Annotated in this window: 24 protein-coding genes and 2 tRNA genes; 15 read left to right on the plus strand and 11 right to left on the minus strand. The window is 46.7% G+C overall.

What is annotated here, in order from left to right:
• The gene (locus AQULUS_RS00585; RefSeq protein ID WP_148337610.1) at positions 1-741 is read right to left on the minus strand and encodes a hypothetical protein; all 741 of its coding nucleotides are present in this window, start codon (positions 739-741) and stop codon (positions 1-3) included.
• 88 nt (positions 742-829) lie between these two features.
• On the opposite strand from AQULUS_RS00585, the gene AQULUS_RS00590 reads away from it, so the two are divergent.
• Positions 830-2,827, plus strand: a complete 1,998-nt coding sequence (locus tag AQULUS_RS00590; protein ID WP_148337612.1) for a primosomal protein N' — start codon at positions 830-832, stop codon at positions 2,825-2,827.
• A gap of 60 nt (positions 2,828-2,887) precedes the next feature.
• Here the strand turns inward: AQULUS_RS00590 and AQULUS_RS00595 are convergent, their stop codons facing one another.
• Together AQULUS_RS00595 and AQULUS_RS00600 are read right to left on the minus strand one after the other, a co-directional pair.
• Positions 2,888-3,628: a slipin family protein gene (locus tag AQULUS_RS00595; RefSeq protein ID WP_148337614.1), complete on the minus strand. Its 741-nt coding sequence runs from the start codon at positions 3,626-3,628 to the stop codon at positions 2,888-2,890.
• Between the two features lie 133 nt (positions 3,629-3,761).
• Entirely contained in the window at positions 3,762-5,078 is a 1,317-nt protein-coding gene (locus AQULUS_RS00600; protein ID WP_148337616.1) for an NfeD family protein, read from the minus strand.
• A gap of 186 nt (positions 5,079-5,264) precedes the next feature.
• Between AQULUS_RS00600 and AQULUS_RS00605 the strand changes: the two genes are divergently transcribed.
• From AQULUS_RS00605 to AQULUS_RS00615, 3 genes are all read left to right on the plus strand, one after another.
• A tRNA-Leu gene (locus tag AQULUS_RS00605) sits at positions 5,265-5,348 on the plus strand.
• 90 nt (positions 5,349-5,438) lie between these two features.
• Positions 5,439-5,511, plus strand: a tRNA-Arg gene (locus tag AQULUS_RS00610).
• A 478-nt stretch (positions 5,512-5,989) separates the two neighbouring features.
• Positions 5,990-7,114 carry a M4 family metallopeptidase gene (locus AQULUS_RS00615; RefSeq protein ID WP_148337618.1) on the plus strand — a complete coding sequence of 375 codons (1,125 nt, stop codon included), beginning with the start codon at positions 5,990-5,992 and terminating at the stop codon, positions 7,112-7,114.
• A gap of 13 nt (positions 7,115-7,127) precedes the next feature.
• On the opposite strand, the gene AQULUS_RS00620 is transcribed toward AQULUS_RS00615, so the two are convergent.
• Genes AQULUS_RS00620 through AQULUS_RS00630 form a run of 3 tightly spaced genes read right to left on the minus strand, consistent with a single transcriptional unit; the run spans position 7,128 to position 7,820 of the window.
• Positions 7,128-7,451: a hypothetical protein gene (locus AQULUS_RS00620; protein WP_148337620.1), complete on the minus strand. Its 324-nt coding sequence runs from the start codon at positions 7,449-7,451 to the stop codon at positions 7,128-7,130.
• A gap of 10 nt (positions 7,452-7,461) precedes the next feature.
• Positions 7,462-7,677: a helix-turn-helix transcriptional regulator gene (locus tag AQULUS_RS00625; RefSeq protein ID WP_148337622.1), complete on the minus strand. Its 216-nt coding sequence runs from the start codon at positions 7,675-7,677 to the stop codon at positions 7,462-7,464.
• Entirely contained in the window at positions 7,677-7,820 is a 144-nt protein-coding gene (locus tag AQULUS_RS00630) for an Arm DNA-binding domain-containing protein (protein WP_148337625.1), read from the minus strand. The genes AQULUS_RS00625 and AQULUS_RS00630 overlap by 1 nt, the downstream gene beginning before the upstream one ends.
• Positions 7,821-8,173: 353 nt before the next feature.
• Between AQULUS_RS00630 and AQULUS_RS00635 the strand changes: the two genes are divergently transcribed.
• The 3 genes from AQULUS_RS00635 (at position 8,174) to AQULUS_RS00645 (ending at position 9,920) form a co-directional block, all read left to right on the plus strand.
• Positions 8,174-8,677: a shikimate kinase gene (locus AQULUS_RS00635; protein WP_148337627.1), complete on the plus strand. Its 504-nt coding sequence runs from the start codon at positions 8,174-8,176 to the stop codon at positions 8,675-8,677.
• Positions 8,678-8,681: 4 nt separating this feature from the next.
• Positions 8,682-9,287, plus strand: a complete 606-nt coding sequence (locus AQULUS_RS00640) for a class I SAM-dependent DNA methyltransferase (RefSeq protein ID WP_148337629.1) — start codon at positions 8,682-8,684, stop codon at positions 9,285-9,287.
• Between the two features lie 144 nt (positions 9,288-9,431).
• Positions 9,432-9,920 carry an ADP-ribosylation factor-like protein gene (locus AQULUS_RS00645; protein WP_148337631.1) on the plus strand — a complete coding sequence of 163 codons (489 nt, stop codon included), beginning with the start codon at positions 9,432-9,434 and terminating at the stop codon, positions 9,918-9,920.
• 104 nt (positions 9,921-10,024) lie between these two features.
• Here AQULUS_RS00645 and AQULUS_RS00650 read toward each other — a convergent pair whose 3' ends face one another.
• Entirely contained in the window at positions 10,025-10,498 is a 474-nt protein-coding gene (locus AQULUS_RS00650; RefSeq protein ID WP_148337633.1) for a hypothetical protein, read from the minus strand.
• Positions 10,499-10,805: 307 nt separating this feature from the next.
• On the opposite strand from AQULUS_RS00650, the gene AQULUS_RS00655 reads away from it, so the two are divergent.
• The 4 genes from AQULUS_RS00655 to AQULUS_RS00670 all read left to right on the plus strand — a co-directional run bounded on the left by AQULUS_RS00655 (position 10,806) and on the right by AQULUS_RS00670 (position 14,586).
• A complete protein-coding gene (locus AQULUS_RS00655) occupies positions 10,806-11,960 on the plus strand; it encodes a hypothetical protein (RefSeq protein ID WP_148337635.1) in 1,155 nt (384 codons plus the stop codon).
• A gap of 296 nt (positions 11,961-12,256) precedes the next feature.
• Positions 12,257-12,742, plus strand: a complete 486-nt coding sequence (locus AQULUS_RS00660; RefSeq protein ID WP_148337637.1) for a hypothetical protein — start codon at positions 12,257-12,259, stop codon at positions 12,740-12,742.
• Positions 12,743-13,360: 618 nt separating this feature from the next.
• Positions 13,361-13,603: a hypothetical protein gene (locus tag AQULUS_RS00665; protein ID WP_148337639.1), complete on the plus strand. Its 243-nt coding sequence runs from the start codon at positions 13,361-13,363 to the stop codon at positions 13,601-13,603.
• Positions 13,576-14,586, plus strand: coding sequence for an MFS transporter (locus AQULUS_RS00670; RefSeq protein ID WP_232051892.1), 1,011 nt, complete (start codon positions 13,576-13,578; stop codon positions 14,584-14,586). The genes AQULUS_RS00665 and AQULUS_RS00670 overlap by 28 nt, the downstream gene beginning before the upstream one ends.
• Positions 14,587-14,614: 28 nt before the next feature.
• On the opposite strand, the gene AQULUS_RS00675 is transcribed toward AQULUS_RS00670, so the two are convergent.
• From AQULUS_RS00675 to miaB, 4 genes are all read right to left on the minus strand, one after another.
• Positions 14,615-15,481, minus strand: coding sequence for an HlyC/CorC family transporter (locus AQULUS_RS00675; RefSeq protein ID WP_148337642.1), 867 nt, complete (start codon positions 15,479-15,481; stop codon positions 14,615-14,617).
• Positions 15,478-15,951, minus strand: coding sequence for an rRNA maturation RNase YbeY (gene ybeY, locus AQULUS_RS00680; protein WP_148337644.1), 474 nt, complete (start codon positions 15,949-15,951; stop codon positions 15,478-15,480). The genes AQULUS_RS00675 and ybeY overlap by 4 nt, the downstream gene beginning before the upstream one ends.
• 114 nt (positions 15,952-16,065) lie before the next feature.
• On the minus strand, positions 16,066-17,043 hold the full coding sequence (locus AQULUS_RS00685; RefSeq protein ID WP_148337646.1) for a PhoH family protein: 978 nt from the start codon (positions 17,041-17,043) through the stop codon (positions 16,066-16,068).
• A gap of 111 nt (positions 17,044-17,154) precedes the next feature.
• The gene (gene miaB, locus AQULUS_RS00690; RefSeq protein ID WP_148337648.1) at positions 17,155-18,492 is read right to left on the minus strand and encodes a tRNA (N6-isopentenyl adenosine(37)-C2)-methylthiotransferase MiaB; all 1,338 of its coding nucleotides are present in this window, start codon (positions 18,490-18,492) and stop codon (positions 17,155-17,157) included.
• A gap of 177 nt (positions 18,493-18,669) precedes the next feature.
• Here miaB and AQULUS_RS00695 point away from each other — a divergent pair, with 177 nt between their 5' ends.
• The 4 genes from AQULUS_RS00695 (at position 18,670) to AQULUS_RS00710 (ending at position 21,564) form a co-directional block, all read left to right on the plus strand.
• Entirely contained in the window at positions 18,670-19,050 is a 381-nt protein-coding gene (locus AQULUS_RS00695; RefSeq protein ID WP_148337650.1) for a (2Fe-2S) ferredoxin domain-containing protein, read from the plus strand.
• Entirely contained in the window at positions 19,037-19,807 is a 771-nt protein-coding gene (locus AQULUS_RS00700) for a 16S rRNA (uracil(1498)-N(3))-methyltransferase (RefSeq protein WP_148337652.1), read from the plus strand. The genes AQULUS_RS00695 and AQULUS_RS00700 overlap by 14 nt, the downstream gene beginning before the upstream one ends.
• A 109-nt stretch (positions 19,808-19,916) precedes the next feature.
• Positions 19,917-20,138: a TraR/DksA C4-type zinc finger protein gene (locus tag AQULUS_RS00705; RefSeq protein WP_148337654.1), complete on the plus strand. Its 222-nt coding sequence runs from the start codon at positions 19,917-19,919 to the stop codon at positions 20,136-20,138.
• Between the two features lie 127 nt (positions 20,139-20,265).
• The gene (locus AQULUS_RS00710) at positions 20,266-21,564 is read left to right on the plus strand and encodes a flavohemoglobin expression-modulating QEGLA motif protein (protein WP_148337656.1); all 1,299 of its coding nucleotides are present in this window, start codon (positions 20,266-20,268) and stop codon (positions 21,562-21,564) included.
• Positions 21,565-21,568 lie beyond the last annotated feature (4 nt).

Here is a 21,568-nt window from a genome sequence, read left to right on the forward strand (position 1 = left end):
TTAGTGCGCCCTGAGTGTTGGCGACAATGCGGCGCTTAAATCAACTCCTTCGCCCAGATCCCTGATCAGTGCTGTGTTTTCCAGTCCCTGATAGTCAGCTTTGCCTGGGTTGGCCGTAATGTCATCAACCATTTTTGATACGGCGTTAGGGTCGGCACTGGCCTGGTTGGTGAGACCCGTCAGATTGCCAAAAGTCGGGCCCAGGATGGGAAACTGGATTTCACCATTAATGGTAGGATTGTCTCCGCCGTAGAGATTGCGCAAGGTATCATCCAGTTGTTTGCCCAGTGCCTCTGCATTTTTTTCCTTGTCAGGGCTTTTGTCATTTTCTTTTGCCGATTCAACCATTTTTTTCTTGAATTCGTCCGGCTTCAATTCCATTTTTTTCTTTTGTTCCGGATCCATCAATTTAGTCAGTGTCGCGAGGAGAATCATTTCCAGAGTCAGTTTCTTTTCCAGCTTTGGATCGGGCGTATTTTTTTCATCTGATTTAAGCCTGTCGACCATGTTGTCATATTCTTTCTGCTTTCCCATGGCTAGCGACGAGATGCAAGAGATCAGTTTTTTCTGGACATTGACATCCTTGATGTCATCATGTGACAACTGATTATGCAGATCCTGGGCAATCCTCTTTTTGAATTCTTCTTTTTTTTCCGGATCAAATTTTACGCCCTTGGTTTCCATGTATTCAAAAATCTTGTCCAGAGCCACTTCCAGCTGATTTGAATTGAGATATGGCATGTCGTTTACCTCTTTTTTAACATGTTTGTACTATTTTATTATTATATAACGCCTATAATGCCAAAATGCACTTCTGAATGATTATGCCATGACGAATACGCCCATAATCCGCATCGCCCTTCCCACGCCCTTGCGGCGTCTCTTCGATTACCTTCCGCCACAAGGTATTGATTATAATTCATTAATACCTGGGGTGCGAGTTAAAGTTCCCTTTCAATCCCGTACCCTGGTTGGTATTTTAATCAGCGTTGAAATTGAATCGTCCGTGCCTTATGAAAAGCTTAAGCCTGCCCTGGAAGTTCTGGATACCCAGTCCCAGTTCACAGCCGATGTTTACAAATTATGCTGCTGGGCGGCTGATTATTATCATTACGCCCTGGGTGAGGTGCTGGCCAGCGCGCTTCCCGTGTTGTTGCGCAAAGGCAAACCGCCGGCGGCAAGAAAGGTCAGGGCAGCCGCCCGGGCAGGTGAAGCGGATCAGCCGCTGCCGTTAAACGCTGAGCAGCGGCTTGCTGTCAGCGCGGTCGCTTCCGCGCTGAATACCTTCAAGGTTTTTTTGCTGGATGGTGTGACGGGCAGCGGAAAAACGGAAGTCTATCTGCAGGTCATGGCGGAGAATGTGCGTCAGGGCCGGCAAATTCTGGTACTGGTGCCGGAGATCAGCTTGACGCCGCAAACCATAGAGCGGTTTCGCGCCCGTTTTTCTGTGCCTGTCGCAGCACTGCATTCCAGTCTTTCGGAGCAGGAACGCCTGAGGGTGTGGCTTGCGGCGAAATCGGGCGAGGCGGCGATTGTAATAGGTACGCGGTCCGCGGTATTTACCCCGTTTTCGAATCTGGGTCTGATTATTGTGGATGAGGAGCACGATCCCTCTTTCAAACAGCAAGACCGTTTCCGTTACCACGCACGGGATCTTGCCATCATGCGCGCCAGTTATAATCAGATTCCCATTGTTCTCGGATCTGCGACGCCTTCGCTGGAATCATTGCTCAATGTCAGGCGTGATCGTTATGAATTATTGACCTTGCCGCAGCGCGCAGGCGCGGCGCGCCTGCCTCAATATCGTTTGCTGGATCTCCGCAGCGCGCCTGCAGAAGAAGGATTGTCTCCTGAAATGTTGAATTGCATGCGGCACCATCTTGATCAGGGCAATCAAGTCATGCTGTTTTTAAACCGGCGCGGTTTCGCGCCGGTTTTATATTGTACGCAATGCGCCTGGATTTCCGGCTGCAAACGCTGCGACGCGCGCATGGTGTATCATCAATCGCCGCCGCGCCTGCAATGCCACCATTGTGATTCGCGCAGTCATATTCCCAGGCAGTGTCCGCAGTGCAAGGAGGATGCACTGCAGCCGGTTGGCCAGGGCACGCAGCGTGTCGAGCAGACACTGGAAAAGCATTTTCCTGAGGTGCCGGTCATACGCGTCGACCGTGACAGCACTCAACGCAAGGGAGCGATGGAATCATTGCTAGGCGAAATTCATTCACGAGAAAAGGCAATCTTACTCGGCACGCAAATGCTTGCGAAAGGGCATCATTTCCCCCGGGTAACGCTGGTTGGAATCATTGACGCGGACAATGGATTATTCAGCGCGGATTTTCGCGCCGCGGAACAAATGGGACAATTGTTGGTGCAGGTGGCGGGACGCGCTGGCCGTGCTGAAAAAACAGGAACTGTCGTGATTCAGACGCGTCATCCTGACCATCCGCTGCTGCAAACGTTGTTGCGGGAAGGATATCAGACGTTTGCAAGAAAGTTGCTGGATGAACGCGAAGCGGCAGTGCTGCCGCCGTTTTCTTATTTCGCCGTCTTTCGAGCGGAAGCTTATAAGGAGCAAGATGCGGCGGATTTTCTGGCCTGCATCAAGGATATGCTGCCAGCATCCATGGAAACCGTGACGGTGCTGGGGCCCGTGCCGGCGCTGCTCTCAAAACGCAAGGGACTGCACTGCCAGCATTTGTTGGTGAAAACACTGAAACGCAGTGTTTTACAGAGCGCGTTGAGCGGTATTTTGTGCAAGCTGGAATCTGCCGCGGCGAATTATTCAGTGAAGTGGATGCTGGATGTGGATCCTGTGGAAGTATGATGAAGTATCGGCTCTCCTCGCGCGGCACGCGAGGAGAGCCGGCGAAACCCGGCACCGGGCTTATTTCTTGATGAAGGTGGAGATAAAGTCTATGGGAATGGGAAACACAATCGTTGTGTTTTTTTCCTCGCCAATATTCGAAAGTGTCTGCAAGTAGCGTAGTTGCAGGGCTTGTGGTTCCTGGGCAAGAATTTTCGCCGCTTCCGCCAGTTTTTGGGATGCTTGCAACTCACCGTCGGCATGTATTACCTTGGCGCGGCGGCCGCGTTCCGCTTCAGCCTGCTGCGCGATTGCGCGTATCATGCTTTCATTTAAATCGATTTGTTTGATTTCCACCATGCCTATCTTTATGCCCCAGGCTTCGGTGTGTTCATCCAGGATTTTTTGAATGTCGGTATTGAGTTTGGTGCGTTCCGCCAGCATTTCATCCAGCTCATGCTGACCCAGGACAGAGCGCAGGGTCGTTTGCGCCAGCTGGTTGACAGCGGCAAAGTAATCTTCCACTTGTATCACCGCGCGTTCGGCGTCAATGACGCGGAAATACACGACCGCGTTGACGCGGACGGATACATTGTCACGTGAAATCACATCCTGGGGCGGTATATCCATGACCACGGTGCGTAATTGCACGCGCACAATTTGCTGGATAAGCGGCACGATGATGATGAGACCGGGACCTTTCACCTTCCAGAACCTTCCCAGGGTGAAAACGACGGCGCGTTCGTATTCACGCAGGACGTGGAAGAAATTGAAAAGCAGAATCAATACGATGGCCGCTATCACGATATAGGGAATGTACATGGCTAGCCTCCTAGTGTGCATAATCCCGCGCTTCTCCGCGGGAACCATGGCGATGGGGTTGCTTAAGGGGAGAGACGCCAGCTCTCTCTTTAAGTTGACCACGGGGCATATGCGCACTGTGGTCAATAGAAATTTACTCAGCTCGCTTGTTTTTCGCAAGCGGCTCAACTATTAATGTTAATCCATGGATATGCCGGACGCGTATCCTGTCTCCGGTCTGGAGAGCGTGCTCAGAGCGCGCATCCCATATTTCACCGGCTACCCGCACGGCGGTCTTGTCATCCGATACGCTCAGCACCACACCCTGGCTGCCTATGATGCCTTCTTCTCCTGTCACGACCTTGTTTTTATGCGACTTGACGATCAGGCTGATGATCATGAAAAAGAATGCAATAGTCAGGATGCTCATGGTCATGATAAGCGACCAGGATAAGCGATAGTAGGGATCGTGAAAATCGAATAACATAATGGATCCTATGATAAACGCAATGACCCCGCCAATGCCGATGACACCAAAACTGGATACAAATACCTCGAATACCATAAAGCTGATTCCTAGCAGGACCAGCAGCAGCCCTGCATAATTGATAGGCATTAGCTGAAACGCGTAAAGAACCAGGAGTAATGAAATCGCTCCGGCGACGCCCGGCAAGACCAGTCCGGGATTGGACAACTCAAAGAAAATGCCATAGATGGCGATCAAAATCAGGATATAGGCAATGTTGGGATTGGTGATGAAGGCGAGAAACTGGTAACGCCAATCCTGATGCATGAGCTCGAGTTTCAGATCGTGGGTGGAGAGCTTTTGTGAAACACCCTGGATTTTGACGGTGCGGCCGTCCAGCTGCTGCATCATTTGAGGGTATCCGTCCGCGATTTCATCGATTACACCTAGCTGTTTGGCTTCATTGGCAGAAATGCTCGCAGCCTCTCGTACCGCCTGTTCCGCCCAGTCTGCGTTGCGGCCACGCAGTTGCGCGAGGCTGCGGATATAAGCGGAGGCGTCATTCATGACTTTTCTTTCTTCCACCGTCGTATCCTTGCTGTCAGTGGGTTTGTAAGAACCCAGCAGATTGACCGGCGATGCGGCGCCCACATTCGTACCGGGTGCCATGACGGCGACATGACTGGCATACAGAATGAACAAGCCGGCGCTGGCTGCGCGCGAACCCGAAGGAAAGACGTAAGCAATGACCGGCACGGGCGATTGAATGATAGCTTCGTTTATTCCGCGCATGGAGCTATCCAGGCCGCCAGGGGTATTTAATTGAATAATGACGGCGGCTGCCTGTTCTTTTTCAGCATGGGCGATGCCGCGGGTGACATAATCTTGAGTAGCAGGCCCTATCGGGCCCGAGAGATCCAAAACCACCGCTTTCCCTTCAGCGTAAACCGCTGACGAGAGCAGCAAAAGCAGAAAACTGATAAGCGCTATCCATTTGCGTGCCATATAATCCTGTGAAATCACTTTTTAATGATTCATTTACATTATAACAGGGTGCGGGCCCGTGAAGGGGGTATGATTGTAAAGTATTGAAAATAAAAAATTATTAACACAAGCACCGCGCTGCCGCCGCGGCATCTGCGACGACTGCATTGACCTTCGGAATCAGCCTGATATACTTGCGCCGTCTATGCCGGGGTGGCGGAACTGGTAGACGCGCCGGTCTCAAAAACCGGTGAGGGTGACCTCATGCCGGTTCGATTCCGGCCCTCGGCATTTTAATCGGCGGCATCCCGCCAAGAGAATCTGCGAATACCGAAAGTTCTTTTCCTTGTAGTACACTATTACAGATTGCACATTTTTGATGTCCCGGTGGCACAGTGGATAGCGCGGCCCCCTCCTAAGGGGCAGGTCGGAGGTTCGAATCCTCTCCGGGACGTATAAAAATAAAAGGACCCGCAGGGTCTTTTTATTTTTATAGGTGCCGTATAGATTCGAACCTCCGGCACAGGAATTCATGGTTCGACAAAACCGCATTAGCGGTTTTGCCACCATCCTCTCCGGGACGTATAAAAATAAAAGGACCCGCAGGGTCTTTTTATTTTTATAGGTGCCGTATAGATTCGAACCTCCGGCACAGGAATTCATGGTTCGACAAAACCGCATTAGCGGTTTTGCCACCATCCTCTCCGGGACGCTTAACTAGTATTTAATAATCAGTATGTTATAAAAAACATTTTTTCCGAAGCAAAAATCTTTTTCATTCTGGGGCATCCATGGGGGCAGCCAAATGGATTACTACATTAATTATGGCTTTTTAAATCAAGGATGATTTTCACTGGTTCTTCCAGCCATCCAGATTGCTTTTTGTAAAGTAAGAAGCTAGATTGGGGCGCAATTAAAAAAAGGAATCGAATATGCATAAAGTCATAACACTTGGACTGTCTTTCACTTTTTTAACATCAGCATGGGCAGCTCAATCACAACCTAGTTTATTTCCAATTAAAAGCCAAGCTGAATTGACATCACGACATTCAAAGTTTAAAGAAAATATTACCACCATCGCATACTTGGTAAAAGCGGGCGGATATGGTGGTAATGAGCAAATAGGTAAGCTCATTTATGCTGGCATTTCGCCAAATTTACCAGAATTGACTGTTTCACGAGATGCAGCAACTGGTATATGTTATATGATGAATGAAAATGCTAATGTAACAGATAGAGATTACAAAACATTAAATTTTTCTTGTATCTCTACTGATCCTTCCCATTTTAATCTTTATTGGAATGACAATTTTGGTGCAATGAATGGCGGTTATTCTCCTGCGAATGATATGTTGTATGCGGTTGATACTGTCACGAATATGTTTAAAGATTGGTACAATATCCCTCCAGTAGTTGATGGTACTTTAAAAAAGCGTATTAATGTCAGCATACTTAAAAATTGGAATAATGCCACAGCAGATGTAAAAGATGGAATCTGGGTAGGAGATGGAATTGGAAGTGAAATTGGTTATCCATTAACTTCCTTAGGCGTGATTTCTTTTCTGACTGGGATGATATTCACAGAACAAAATTCTAATTTGTACGATGGAGAATATGCACAATCAAGCGGTATTGCCCACGCATTTTATTCTATGACTGCAATGGCTGCAGAATATTATGCGACAGGAAAAAACACGTGGCAGGTTGGTGCAGATATTTCAAGAAATGGCGTGGCCCTACATTATTTGGATAGGCCCAGTAAAAATGGTAAGGATATAGATACGCTTTCTCAATACCACGAGGGTATGCAAGCTTTTGAGAGCTGTGGTTTATTTAATCGCGCTTTTTACTTATTAGCGACTAGCAATGGCTGGGACACACACAAGGCATATAATGTGTTCGTACAAGCTAATCGATTTCATTGGAGAGATCGTAGAATGGATTTCCAAAAAGGGGCATGCGAGGTTGTGATATCTGCAAGAGAATTAGGTTATGAAACTGCAAGTGTAATGAATGCTTTTTCTTATGTTGGTATTGATGATGTAAGACTTTGTTAAAATAGAAAAAAGATTAACTAGATTTAATTTCAAAAACACGCATGCAAATAAAGCGTTTGATCGTATTTGAAATATCACTCAACAAGTTCTCCGGATTAACAGGCTCATGCCACGGCATCACCTCTGGAAAAGGTGATTTTTCTCCTTCTTGGCGGACCGCTTTTTCTTGCTTAACGATGGAATCCAGTGTTGCAGGACGAATCCCCATCTCTTTTGCGAATATATTTCTTACATGATCATATGCAATCGGTGTTAACTGCTTAAGCTTGTTAATCAAATCCGTATCATGCGTTGAATGGTCAGAATTATTTTGTGTATTAACTAATTTTAGATTCATAGAGAAGCTCCTAGATACATTTGCGACTTTGTTCGATGCGCGCTTGCAGCCATTCATTGATTTCGGATTCAATCCAGCCAACAGCTCGGCCTCCGCCTAAATTAATAGGGCGTGGGAATGAACCTTCTGCAATGCGTGAATAGATGGTGGAACGTGAAAGCCCTGTGCGGGCTTCGACTTGTTTGCGACGAAGGATGGTATAATTTTTCGGGATTGTATTGGTCATTATGTTCTTTTCCAGGATTTGAGAAGAACATAATAAAAATCAGATGCCCTGACGCGTAAAAAGAGACCGCTGCCATCAGCCAGTCGCTGCTCGACTGCTTTTGAGGTGGCATGCTCGATTTGTTTGGAGGTCAATTTACTCATCTATTTTCCTATTCGGGTATAATCATGGGTATAACCAAATTGCTGGCATTAAGCGGAACATAGGGAAATATACTGGACTATGGAAAGAAACAACTATATGAATTTTAATATAATTTAGACGTTACCGGAATTCCTCGGAATTTGCTAAACTGGACTCCTAAGGGCAGGTCGGAGGTTCGAATCCTCTCCGGCACAGGAATTCATGGTTCGACAAAACCGCATTAGCGGTTTTGCCACCATCCTCTCCGGGACGTATAAAAATAAAAGGACCCGCAGGGTCTTTTTATTTTTATAGGTGCCGTATAGATTCGAACCTCCGACTTATGATCCATTAATCTAAGGGGTATTAAAACATGACCAAACCTAAACGTATTTTCATTGTTGGACATACGGGTGCAGGCAAATTCTTGTTGAGCGAAGCATTAGCTAAAAGACTTGGTTGGGAGCTTATTGATGCCAATCCTGGTTTGGAGCGTTACATTGGGCGAAGTTTAAGAGAAATTTTTGGGGAACAAGGTGAGGAGGCGTTTCATAGCTGTGAAGCTGAAATCATATCTCATTATATCGGCAAAGAGCATGTTGTGGTGTTGCTTGAAGAAGCGGTGATTGCCACAAAAGAAAATAGAAAATTGTTATCTTCAGAATTCGTTATTTATTTGAAAGTTTCAACGCCAGTGCAGCTTGAACGGATGAAGGGCGGCAGGATTCCGTTGCTGCCAATCGCGGACATGAAAGCGTTTTTAGACAAACAGCACGCTGAGCGCGATCATCTATTTGAAGAAGTGGCTACCTTAACCATAGACTCTGTTTCTGTTGAGGATGATGTAAATAAAATAATAAAAGCTCTTGAAGAATAAGTGTATGAATAAACGCAATAAAGAAAAAGTTTATGAAGCATATGAAGAAATTGTTGATTGGTTTGACGGTGCTCGCACTAAGACCCTCATGGAGTCTGAGTATCTTGATTTAATCGTAAAATCTGTTCCAGCAAATGGTTCGGTTTTGGATTTGGGTTGCGGAACCGGAGAGCCCATAGCGCAATTTTTCATTGATAAAGGTTTTAAAATAACGGGTGTAGACGGCAGCAAGAAAATGATTGAGCTATGCAAGAAACGTTTTCCAGCCGAACAGTGGATAGTTTCTGATATGCGTGAAATAAATATACAGAAGCGATTCGATGTGATTCTGGCATGGCATAGCTTTTTTCATCTTGACCAAGATAGTCAGCGCAAGATGTTTAAGATATTTGAAACACATATTAAGCCGGGCGGTATCCTGGCGTTCACTTCCGGTGAAGAAGAAGGGGAAGTATGGAGTGATAATGGCGGACAACAGCTCTATCACGCTTCTTTATCGGCAAATGAATACCAAAGTCTCCTAAAAGCAATGTCATTTAAAGTATTGGTTCACAAAGTATGCGATCCAAAATGCGGTGAAGCAACTGTTTGGGTGGCGCAGAAGACTTGAGATAACAACGCGCTGATGCACTGGCTACAATGATTGCAGGTTTCACTTTAAGCATAATCCTCTTCAATTTTCATGTGCTTGCCAGGCTAAATAATTTAACTGTATACTCCGCGGCGATAACTTAATAGCTGGCGAGGATAAAATATGCAAAACCGAATTAAAGTGGTCTTGATTGGCGGCATGGATGGGAAGCAATCCTTTGTCAGAGAATTGCGCGCCAGTGATGACAATCAAAATAATAAAAATAATGGTGCATACCAATATAAAGGAACGATTGGTGTTGATTTTATCGCATTAAATTACAAGGGTCGTCAATTTCAGGTTTGGGATACGGCAGGTCAAGAACGTTTCTTTGCTGCCACGAAAGTGTATTTGAAGGATGCTGATGCGGTTATTTTTATACAGGCACGCGAGGAGCAGAAAAAGGCAGTGCTTAGCAATCAATTCACAAGCAAGCCGTTGACTATCGTGGATTTCCACTCTGAACAAGGAATGACGCCGGCTTCGTGTCTTGATGCCGTACTTGAAGATCTTGGCGTTGAAGTCTCAAATAAACAGGAAAGGAAATTCGTCGTCAAACAGGAACGACAAGATCTTGTCGAGAGTGCTGTCGAATTTCATAAGGGCTTGTAGCTTTATCGCGTGTTATGAATTGTTCGCTGATCATATAAAAATAGAAAGCCGGTCGCGCGCATATGGATCGCAATGACCCAAATGACGCGGCCGGCCGACTATTGTTACATTGAGAAGGATGAGCCTTGTTTGTCTTCTGGTATAACGTCAGCTACGATCTTCTGGCTGATTTGTCCGCCAATGCTGCTGATATACGTGGTGAACTCTGCTTCCACATGCGATTCGTCTGAATTAGCACGATAAGGAATGGAATTCTGATCAATGGGCTGCACCATTTCGGCTGCCATAAGATAGTATTTGGGGCCGCACAATTTGATGGTCGCTGCGAGATGAGCAAGATGGCTGGCATCATCGATATTGTCAATGACAGCATTACCCAGGACTTTTAAATAGGCAAACATGACGCCGCCTTCAATCTGCACCAAATCAATATTCTGAATTTCAACTTTTGATGTTTTTCCATGTTCTAGTGTCTTCAATATTGTTGCCGTGCCAGAAGCTTTACCGACAAAGCCGCCAGGCATGGTGGTGGTAAGTTCAACTTTCGCTTTTTGTGTGACTATATCTGTTCGTTGCATGTCAATTTCCCCTCGTTTTGTGTGATATTTTTTTTGAAAAAATGGTTTTGTATTGAGACTGTAAATAAAATATAAACTGTCTTCAAGTGCGGCCATTCTACTATTTGAAACTTAAAATTGTATGAAAATTGTCCGTCTCAAACACTGTCTTGCGCCAGCTCTGGCAGCCTCGTTTTGCGTTAAGATTGTACTAATATTCCTGCTGTATAATTCTCAAATGCATTCAATGCATAGATAGATTAATTATTATTATTCAATGAACTATATAAAAAAATAAATATTACAAAACACATGCGAGGGTAAGACAATGTTTTTGCGACAAACCAACACACAGGGTAAAAAACCAGTAAAGAAAGAAGTAAAACATCATTCCACTGGTTCAGATATCGGCTTCAGTTTTCTCTTAAGCTCGGCTGCAATGGCGATTGCCAGGAGCCAAGGGGGCTGGTTGTTCAGCGTGGCCGTAAGCGCCATGGTGGGTATTGTGTCATTTGGTGCAAGTTATTTGTATTCGAGAAAATCATCGATTCAGTCTATCTCATCATTGAATGATGAAATCAGTAAAAAGGGTGAATCGGTTTCCGGCTCTCAAGACACATCTCCAAAGAGAAAAAATAAACTTTCTAGCATTAAGGAAGAATATATGTCTGGGATTAATCCAGACCAGATAAGGGATGAAGATCAATTTTATCTGGGCTTCTGCATTAAAAGAGGATTTGCTGAATGGCTGGAAGGAAAATTCGTTGAAAAATCTCCTTTAAAGCATTCATCAGTCGTCCTGGTTCCCATGCACATTATGTATGATCTTGAGCGGCTGTCTGTTCATGAGCATGATGCGTATCTGACCAAGGAACAGGGAATCATTATATTTGGCAGACAAAGCACGGTTTTCCGCAGATCGAGCACGGTGGGATTTTGGGGCGCATCACATCAGGAAAGAGTCAGGACGCAAATCGATAACGAAGGGCATTATTCATTCTTTCCGGGTGCTCCTTTCGAGCCCATGATGTCGGAAGTCTTGTTTTCAGGTAAGGAAATCAAAGCTGTCATAAAACAAGTGGACAAGATAATTTGTAATGGCAAAGGACAGCTTTGTGATATGATCAATTCCAATTGTTATTCAGCATCCGTATGCATTCTGGCTGTGGCAATCGACCAGCTTCATGACAGATATCATCACCACCTTGGGCAAATGAATGGACGTTATGACATTGATATACACCCTGGTGCAAGTAAACGGATGTATTCTCAAATAAGGGATTTGTGCTTGTTGATGCTGGACGTGATCAAGCATAATTTCGGACAAGGCGTGCTGAATAATAAGGCTGTTATTGCTCAAGTAAATAAAGCCTTGGAAATAGCATCGGAATTTGATTGTGATCATTCCATTAAATTGATAAGACAGCATTTGGGACAGGATCAGGATCATGTTTGTCGTATCACCGGTCCAAGTTATTTCTAATCTGCTTTAATTCATGTTAAAGTCACGTGCCCCATGAGCGATCATGGGGCAAGGTGATTAACTAAACCATTTCATTTAATAAAATACCAGCTACATGCATGCCTGACCGGGGTGCGATGAGAAATCCCAACTCCTCGCGAGCATAAAAAACGCAGGCATTTTATTGCGAAAAGAAATTAACATAATCCTCTGCAAGCTAATAAAATATTAAGACTTATGTATTAGAATAGCAATTCTCAAGTATCAATGTTTAATGATTAAAATGTGTAGTACCAATATAAAACGAGGGTGAGACAATGCAGCGTAATAACTTGAATGAAAACTCCAGTCAGACTGACAAGCCCGTTAAAAAGAGGCAAGCTGATATCAATCTGAAGACAAGAACTAATCTGGGTTTCACTTTCTTTGATTGCGGGATATCAGGTCAAGGCGAAGTTAATCAATATACAAAGGATGGCAAAAAAGCGGCTGACGTGAATTTTAAGCTGGACAAACCGGATCCGAATAATAGTTCTTTGTGCTATATTTCCTTGTTCACGGGCTATGCTCACTTGCTTCAGACGGCGCCTAACAAGGCTCATATGAAGAGTACAATTGACGCAGGCGGTGTTAAAACAATCAACCTTGATCAGGAAGTTGATTTTTCCAAGAAGAAATCTGCCGATGGCACGAAAAATATCAATTCCAAGTTCAGCGTCTTCACCACACAATGCGAGCTTGACGTCAAGGTAAAGAAACCTCAAGAAGGTGCTGAAACAAGCAGGAAGAATAACCTGAGCTAAGGTTTTTGCATTGCTTCGAATAATCTATGCCCCGAAAGGGGCATTTTTTTAACATCACCGTTAACATTTCATAACAGGTTTTCCTGTATTTATTAATGATCTCTTGGCCTATGTCAATCCTGCCGGGTTTCGCGGTTTGAATGATGAATTTGTGATAATGATATTGATATTGTTGTCAATATTACGTATTGTTTTAATTCGTTTCATCATTTCTTAATAGAATCGCTGGAGGGTTTATGTCGAATCCGAGAATATCAAATCCAACAAGCCGAATTGAATTTACACCTGAATTTAAAGAAAGCTTGGAAAGCGTAAGAAGCGGCGTGTTAACGAAGGAAAGAATAATAAGGGAACCGGATTGTGAAAAAGCCCTTAGAGGCGCAATGGCATATAACTTCCTGTTTTTCGATAAATCAACGAACACGCAGCCCATCGATTATAAAGAAATTGAGTCTTGCAAAGTTGAGAGATCCAGGAAGATATAAAGTTTCAGTGTGGCTGTTATTCCATCATGCTGCGGCTTGATCGCCGAATTTTATTATAAGCCGGTTCACAACTCTAATCCAGTTGTGAACCGGCATGATCTTTTTCTGGTGTCAGTTCTTATTGCGGGTATTTATGTCAACCGATTACTCCATGCGCCGCCTGATGCCCTGGCTGGGCTGGCTGGTCGTTTGTATTGCCGGGCTTTATCAGTTCTTGCTGCAGACTTCCACCAGCGTCATGATTTCAGGCCTTGAACAAACATTTTCGTTGAACTCCCTCGGAGTCAGTCTGCTGTCATCCAGTTTTTTTATACCTATCTTGTCTGCCAGATCCCCGCAGGCATTCTCATCGATTATTTCAAGCCCAGACGCATGATATTCATTTGCCAGCTTTTACTGGGGATATTTTGCTATGTATTCGCCAATTCCACCCACCTTTGGATGGCAGTGATCAGCCGTGTATTGATGGGGATAGTTTGTGCCCCGACTTTTATCGCGGCCTTTTATCTAATTGCCCACACCTTGCCGGAAAAATATTTCGCAGTGGTGGCCGGCTTTACTGAAATGCTGGCCATGCTGGGAGGCGTGGCGGGTGAGGCGCTGCTTGCCCGTAGCGTGGTTTTGTACGGCTGGCAGCATACTGTCATGATACTCGCCGGCGTAGCCTTGACCATGTCGTTTCTGGGATGGGTGTTGATAAGAGACGAAAGCAAAAACATGGCGCCGCCTGCGGATGACGCCGCGAGCAGGCGGCATGTCTTGCGTGATCTGACGGCCATGTTAATGCTTCCACAGGCCTGGGTGAACGGGTTGTTCTGCGGATTGTTGTTTGGTGTGATCGCGGCGTTTGGCGCTTTCTGGTGTATTCCCTTTTTGATGCAAAAATACGGTGTTCCGCTGGGTCATGCGGCGGACGCAAGTTCCATGATTTTTATCGGCGCGGCGGTGGGCACGCCGCTCACAGGATGGCTGGCCGACCGGCTTGATGCGCGCAAGGTGTTAATGCATGTTTGTTCCGGCCTGGCGTGCCTGGTGTTTCTGGCTATTCTATATTTGCCGCTGTCATCATTTGCCTGGATATTTCCACTGATTTTCATGCTGGGATTTTTTTCGGCGGTTTATGTGATACCGTTTGCTGTTATTCGGGATATCACGCCTCATCATATGCGGGGAACAGCCATGGGATATATTAATATGATGTGTATCCTGATCGGATCTCCGCTGCTGCAGCCTCTCATGGGTTATATCCTGCACCGGCATGATCCGCTGACGATATACGCTTACCAGCATGCGTTTCTTGTCATACCGGTTTGTCTGTTGACGGCATTTATGCTGGCGTTTTACGTCCAGGAAAAGTGAACAGAGTGTCGGGCGGCGCGTTGCGGCATCAATCTTCCTTTTTTTTCCTGGTGTGGCGGACTTCCAGCAGATAAATACGGCGGTTGTCGCTATGCAAGACTTTAAATCGATAATGCTGAAGCTTGATGGTTTCTCCGCGTTTGGGCAGATGGCCCAGTTGTTTGAGCACAATGCCGCCTATGGTATCAAATTCATCATCGCTGAATGAGGCGTGAAAATATTCATTGAATTCATCGATAGGAGTCTGGGCCTTGACGATATAACTGTCGTCAGCGTGTTTTTTGATATAAACATCTTCTTCGTCAATGTCATATTCGTCTTCAATTTCGCCCACGATTTGTTCCAGTACATCTTCAATGGTGACAAGGCCGGCCACATGACCATATTCGTCCAGCACAATCGCGATATGATTGCGATTGACGCGGAACTCGCGCAGCAGAATATCCAGTCGCTTGCTTTGCGGTGTGAACACCGGCGGACGCAGGATATCCGAGATGTTGAATTGCACGCCTTCCTTCTTGTATACGTATTTCAAGATATCTTTCGCAAGCAGAATGCCTATGATATCGCCACCCGCGGGATCAAACACGGGAAAGCGGGAATGTCCGGATTCAATGACGATGGGGAGCAATTCATCGAGTTTGCTGTCCTTTTCTATCATGACCATTTGCGCTTTTGGAACCATGACTTCGCGTACCTGCATTTCAGAAACCTGCAGGATTCGTTCTATCATTCCCAGCATTTCTGAGCTTAATACATCGCGTTCTTCGGCGTCCCGCAGCACTTCCATCAGTTGTTCACGGTTTTGCGGCTCATGGGCCAGCAGGGCGGTCAGCCGTTCCAGCCAGGAACGCGATTTCGCCGGATATTTATCCTCATCAGGGTTTTCATTCATGATATTGGGTCTTCTCCCGTTTCGTAAGGGTTTGCAAACCCCAGGGCTCGCAGGGTATCTATCTCCAGCGATTCCATGGCTTGCGCTTCAATGTCTGTTTCGTGGTCATAACCCAGCAGATGAAACATCCCGTGAATGATCATGTGGGCCCAATGCGCGGTTTCCGTCTTGTGTTGTTCTGCCGCCTCGCGGTTGACTACTTCAGCGCAAATAACTATATCTCCAAGAATAGGGGTGTCTACGGCGATATCTTCGGGCAAGTGAAAGGGAAACGATAACACATTGGTCGGGCCATTCTTATGGCGATAGGTGGAATTGAGGCAAGTCATTTCAACGCTGTCCACGATGCGGATTGTTACTTCCGCGGATTCAATTTGTTTGCTTAACGCCGCTCTGGCCCATTTGCGGATCAAGGATTTCTTTGGCGCAAGTGTTTTGTCGGCGGCAAGCTGAATGGTTATGGAATACATAGCGGCATAGTTTAATATAAATTAGGTTTCATTCCCACTTGTGTGCGGGAATGAAACCGGGTTAATTATCAGGCGCATTCCTGATCACAGCCAGGGCGGGCCCCGATGTGTCACTCAGCGCTTGTTCTCATTGTTTTTCTCATGTTTTTCATACGCTTCCACAATGGTCTGGACTAGCGGATGACGCACGACATCCGACACTTCGAAACGGGTGAAACTAATGCCGGGTATATTTTGCAAGACTTCACTGGCATGAATCAACCCGGAGTCGCGGCGGTTTGCGAGATCAATCTGAGTGATGTCGCCAGTCACAACCGCCTTGGAGTTAAAGCCTATACGGGTGAGGAACATTTTCATTTGTTCTATCGTGGTGTTCTGGCCTTCATCAAGAATAATGAAGGAGTCATTCAGTGAACGCCCGCGCATGTAGGCTAATGGCAACAGTTCAATCACATCGCGCTCTATCATCTGGTTGACCTTGTCAAAGCCCATCATTTCATATAGCGCGTCATAAAGAGGCCGCAGGTAGGGATGGACTTTTTGCGCGATATCACCTGGCAGAAAACCCAGTTTTTCACCGGCTTCAACAATGGGCCTGACCAGAATGATGCGGCTGACGCGCTCGGATTCCAGGGCCTGGACCGCGCAGGCGACCGCAAGATAGGTCTTGCCCGTTCCGGCGGGACCGATTCCAAAGTTGATGTCATTTTTCAGAATGCTTTTCAGGTAGTGGATCTGATTGTCTCCCCGTGCCGTGATCACGCCCTTTCTGATACGAATTTCCATTTGCTCTTCCTGAGACACATTGGGAGCCTTTTTACCCACTGTCTGTAAATAAAGATGAACTTCTTTGGGTTCGAGTGTGCGCACGTTTTCGGTCTCCTGATAGAGGTTATTCAAGGCGTCACAAGCTTGTTTGACCGCGTAACGATCACCGCTTACAGAAAAAGTATGGCCGCGCTGTTTGATGAAAACGCCCAGCCGATTCTCAATAAGCTTTAAATGTTCGTTTAATTTTCCACAGAGGTTGAACAAGCGGTGATTATCTTCAGGTGCCAGCTTCAAGATTTCGGAATAGAGGAGAGTATTCAACGTTAATTCATATCCTCATGGTTATGCTGTTACTTTAATTATAGTCCATATTACCCGGTCTTTTACCAGAAAAATTTTATTTATATTCAAAACTTCCCGATAGGGGAAATCTTAAGAGGAGGAAACGGGTGGAACCAACTCCCCGCGCAGGGAATTTGGCAGGGCTTCGTTGATCCTGACGTCCACCATTTGTCCAATCAGGTCCGGGTGACCGAGAAAATTGACAACCCGGTTATTTTCAGTCCGGCCGGACATTTGTTCCTGGTGTTTGGCCGCGCGGCCGGAAACCAGGATTTTCTGGGTAGTCCCGATCATGTTTTCGCTAATTCGCCGCGCATTCAGAACGATCCTGTCCTGAAGAATGGCCAGCCGCTGCTTTTTAGTCTCCATGGGGACATCATCCGGCAGTTGGGCGGCAGGAGTGCCGGGTCTTGGGCTGTAGATAAAGCTGAAAGAATTGTCAAAACCGACTTCGTGAATCAGATTCATGGTAGCTTCGAAATCTTCCTGGGTCTCACCGGGAAAACCAATAATGAAATCCGAAGAGATGCTGATATCCGGACGCACTTTCCGCAATTTGCGGATTTTGGCTTTGTATTCCAGAGCGGTGTAGCCGCGTTTCATGGCGGCCAGGATGCGGTCAGATCCGCTTTGAACCGGCAAATGCAGATGGCTGGCAAGCTGGGGCACATCGGCATAAGCCTGTATCAGGCGATTTGAAAATGCGACCGGATGGGAAGTGGTAAAGCGTATGCGCGAAAGCCCGTCTATTGAAGCGATATATTCAATCAGGGCGGCGAGATCCGCGGTTCCCCCTTCATGGGTTGGCCCGCGATAATCGTTCACATTTTGGCCTAACAAGGTGATTTCCCTGACGCCTTGCGACGTGAGGCTGACAACTTCCGCCAGCACATCATCCAGGGGGCGGCTGATTTCTTCCCCGCGAGTATAGGGGACCACACAGAAACTGCAATATTTGCTGCATCCTTCCATGATAGTGACATAAGCAGTGGGGCCTTCTGCGCGCGGTTCGGGCAGGCGGTCAAACTTTTCAATTTCGGGGAAGCTGATATCCACTACCGCCTTATTGCGGGATTTGCGTTCCGCGAGCATTTCACCCAGGCGGTGTATGGTTTGCGGGCCAAAAACCAGGTCCACAAACGGCGCCCGCTGCAGAATGGCCTGACCTTCCTGGCTGGCGACACACCCTCCAACTCCTATGATTAGATTGGGTTTTTTATGCTTTAGCGCGCGCCAGCGGCCCAGTTCGGAAAAAACTTTTTCCTGGGCTTTTTCGCGAACTGAACAGGTATTGAGCAGTAATACATCCGCTTCTTCGGGATTTTCGGTTTTTACCAGCTGATGAGATGCCATGAGTACTTCCGCCATTTTACCGGAATCGTATTCATTCATTTGACAGCCATGAGTTTGGATGTAAAGCTTATGCACGGTTAGATTACCTGTCTATTTCTCGAGCGCGTATAATAATTAAAAACGGCCCATAAGGGCAAAATGAGCATCTACGGGAAAGATATACGGACAAAGATATACGGACTTTGATTCCCGAGATCATCTATTTCAGACGGCGTATCATAATGCAAAAATCAAGCGAAAGGCTAGTTAGTCATGAATGAATCATTGAAAGCAAAAGTCGAGAAACTGCACCTGGCAGACATCCGGCGGCATATTTTTTTATGTTGTGACCAGGCGGTACCCAAATGCTGTGACCATGAAACCGGCCACCAATCCTGGGAGTACCTGAAAAACCGCCTCAAGGAACTGCATTTGACAGATCAGGGCGGTGTTTACCGATCCAAGGTGAACTGTCTGCGAGTATGCCTGCAGGGCCCCATCGCGGTCGTTTATCCGGATGGTGTATGGTATCACTCTTGTACACCTGATGTCCTAGAGCGCATTATTCAGGAGCATTTGATAGGCGGACGGCCGGTGGAAGAATTTGTTCTGGCTAATCATATGGCGGCAGCGGCGACAGATGACGGAAAGTAAAGAACGCAGTGGAAGAGAGCATGTAACACTGTCCCGTATTTATCAGCCGGCAGCCCTTGAAATCGGCGCAAGTCTGTACCTGGATGAGAGGGCGAGCCACCACCTTGCGCGTGTGCTTAGAGCGAAAACAGGCGAGAAAATCGTGTTATTCAACGGCAGCGGCGGGGAATTTACCGCTGTCATCACTGGTATCAGCAAAAAAAATGTGTCAGTTGAAGTCATTGGCTATACAGAAAAAGATATAGAGTCCCCCTTGCGTCTCCATCTGGCTCAGGGGATCGCGCGGGGAGAAAAAATGGATTTTATTGTGCAAAAAGCTGTTGAGCTGGGAGCGGTGCAAATCATACCCCTGGTCACAGAACGCTGTAACGTCAGATTGGGGAATGACCGGGAAGCCAGGCGCTGGCAACACTGGCAGTCAGTTGCTGTGAGCGCATGCGAGCAATCCGGACGCAACCGCCTGCCGTTGGTGGCGCAGCCTGTCATATTCAAGTCGTGGCTGGCCAATTTGAAAACGGATTTTGGCTATGTCTTGTCACCGCATGTCCGGGGCGGATTGCCGGCGCGCAGTGTTCCGCCTGAGACCGTGATCACTCTATTAATAGGCCCGGAAGGAGGGTTGAGTGATCAGGAAGTGGACATGGCTGTGCAGCATGGATTAAAGCCCTTGAGTCTTGGCCCAAGAATTCTCCGTACCGAAACCGCCGCTATCTCAGCTCTGACAGCATTACAGCTTGTGTACGGCGACATGAGTTAACCGACGCTTGTAACCTGTCATTTTCCCCGCATCATCACGTAAAGAATTATTGACACATCACCAAATTCGAGTAAAATGGCCGCCTTTTTTACAATCCTGAGGTAGTGATATGGCTGATGAAATTGATATCGCAAATGATTTGATCGACAGCGAAGTGTCTCGTGCGTTGAGCAAAATCCGCCAAAATGCTTCTCTGGACACAGTAGGTTCTGAATTCTGTGTTGAGTGCGGCGAAGACATGCCAAAAGAAAGGCAGAAATTGGGTTTCAAGTTATGTGTTCCCTGCGCATCGGAATCTGAACGCAGAAAAGCCATGTTCGCGGATTATTGATATCGCGGACGCCCTTCTCCCGCCCGGAGAAGGGCGCGGCGCCGTTCTTTTCGTCGCAAGAGCAACGAATCTCTATATCAATTAATGTATAATAAGGATAGATACGCAAAAAAAGGCCTGTTTATCAATGGCAAACGGCGAGATTGTTGGGGAATACCAACAGGTAGTGCATGAATTGTCCGAGCGCATTGTCAGCGCGCAAAAGCCTATCCGCATTCTTGACGCGTTGAAATGGGACGCCGGCGTCGAAAAATATTTCATCCAGAACAAATATAAAAAACTTCCTCCCATTGACAGTGAATACTATTCGCAAAAAAACCCGCTTTCCTTTGATCCGGATAAAAAGATAGAAGAGTTTCACGATATCGACCGCAGTATTCGCAGAATGCTGGGCCAGTATAGTGGCGTGGGCAGTATCATGCAGCGCATGTGTTATGAATATTGCCGTGTCGTTGATATGCTGAGGGCGCGCGGCACGCCTAAATTTACTGAAATATCCCAGGAATTATACGGCAGTTCCCAGGACGCGTTTCACGTCGGCGCGCCGACATTAAATGACCTGGCCACACTCATCACCAATACGCTTTCCAAAATCAAGGACAAGGTCAATACCGATGCGGACATACCGCGGTATACAAGCCAGGATGCCGTGAATATGCTCAGTGAGCGGCTGTCGAATTATTTTTCCGACAAGGAAAATATCCGTGTTGAGTTGAGCGACGGTATTATCGCTGATGCCGCAGCGGGGGCAGACCGAATCAAAATCCATGACGGTCTGAAATTCAGCCTGCGTGAAATCCGCACTTTTGAAATCCATGAAGGCTGGGTGCATCTCGGCACGACACTTAACGGCATGGCGCAGCCCATCTGCACCTTTTTGAGCAAAGGACCGCCGTCATCCACCGTGACCCAGGAAGGCCTGGCAATCATTACTGAAATTTTCACATTTTCTTCCTATCCCGGCCGGGTACGGCGTTTGACCAACCGCATCAGCGCGGTGAACATGGCGGAAGAAGGCGCGAATTTTTACGATGTCTTTCAGTTTTATCGTGAACAAGGCCTGGATGAGGAAGACAGTTATCAGTCAACCATGCGCGTGTTCCGAGGAAGCACACCGGAAGGCGGTCCTTACACAAAAGACTTGTCTTACAGCAAGGGATTCATACTGATTTATAACTTCATGCGCCTGGCTGTGCAGCGCGGGCTGGTAAAACGCATACCCTTGCTGTTCGTGGGTAAAACTACCCTGGAAGATTTGCATATTCTTTCCGACCTGATGGAAGAAGGTATCATTACGCCGCCCAAGTATATTCCTCCGCAATTCAGCGATCTCGCCGCCGTAAGCGCATGGATGGTTTATTCACTGTTTTTAAACAGACTGGATTTGCGCCGACTGGCGCTTGATTTCAAGGGGATTTTGCAATAATCGC

This window comes from Aquicella siphonis (genome assembly GCF_902459485.1).
Lineage (GTDB): Bacteria > Pseudomonadota > Gammaproteobacteria > DSM-16500 > DSM-16500 > Aquicella > Aquicella siphonis.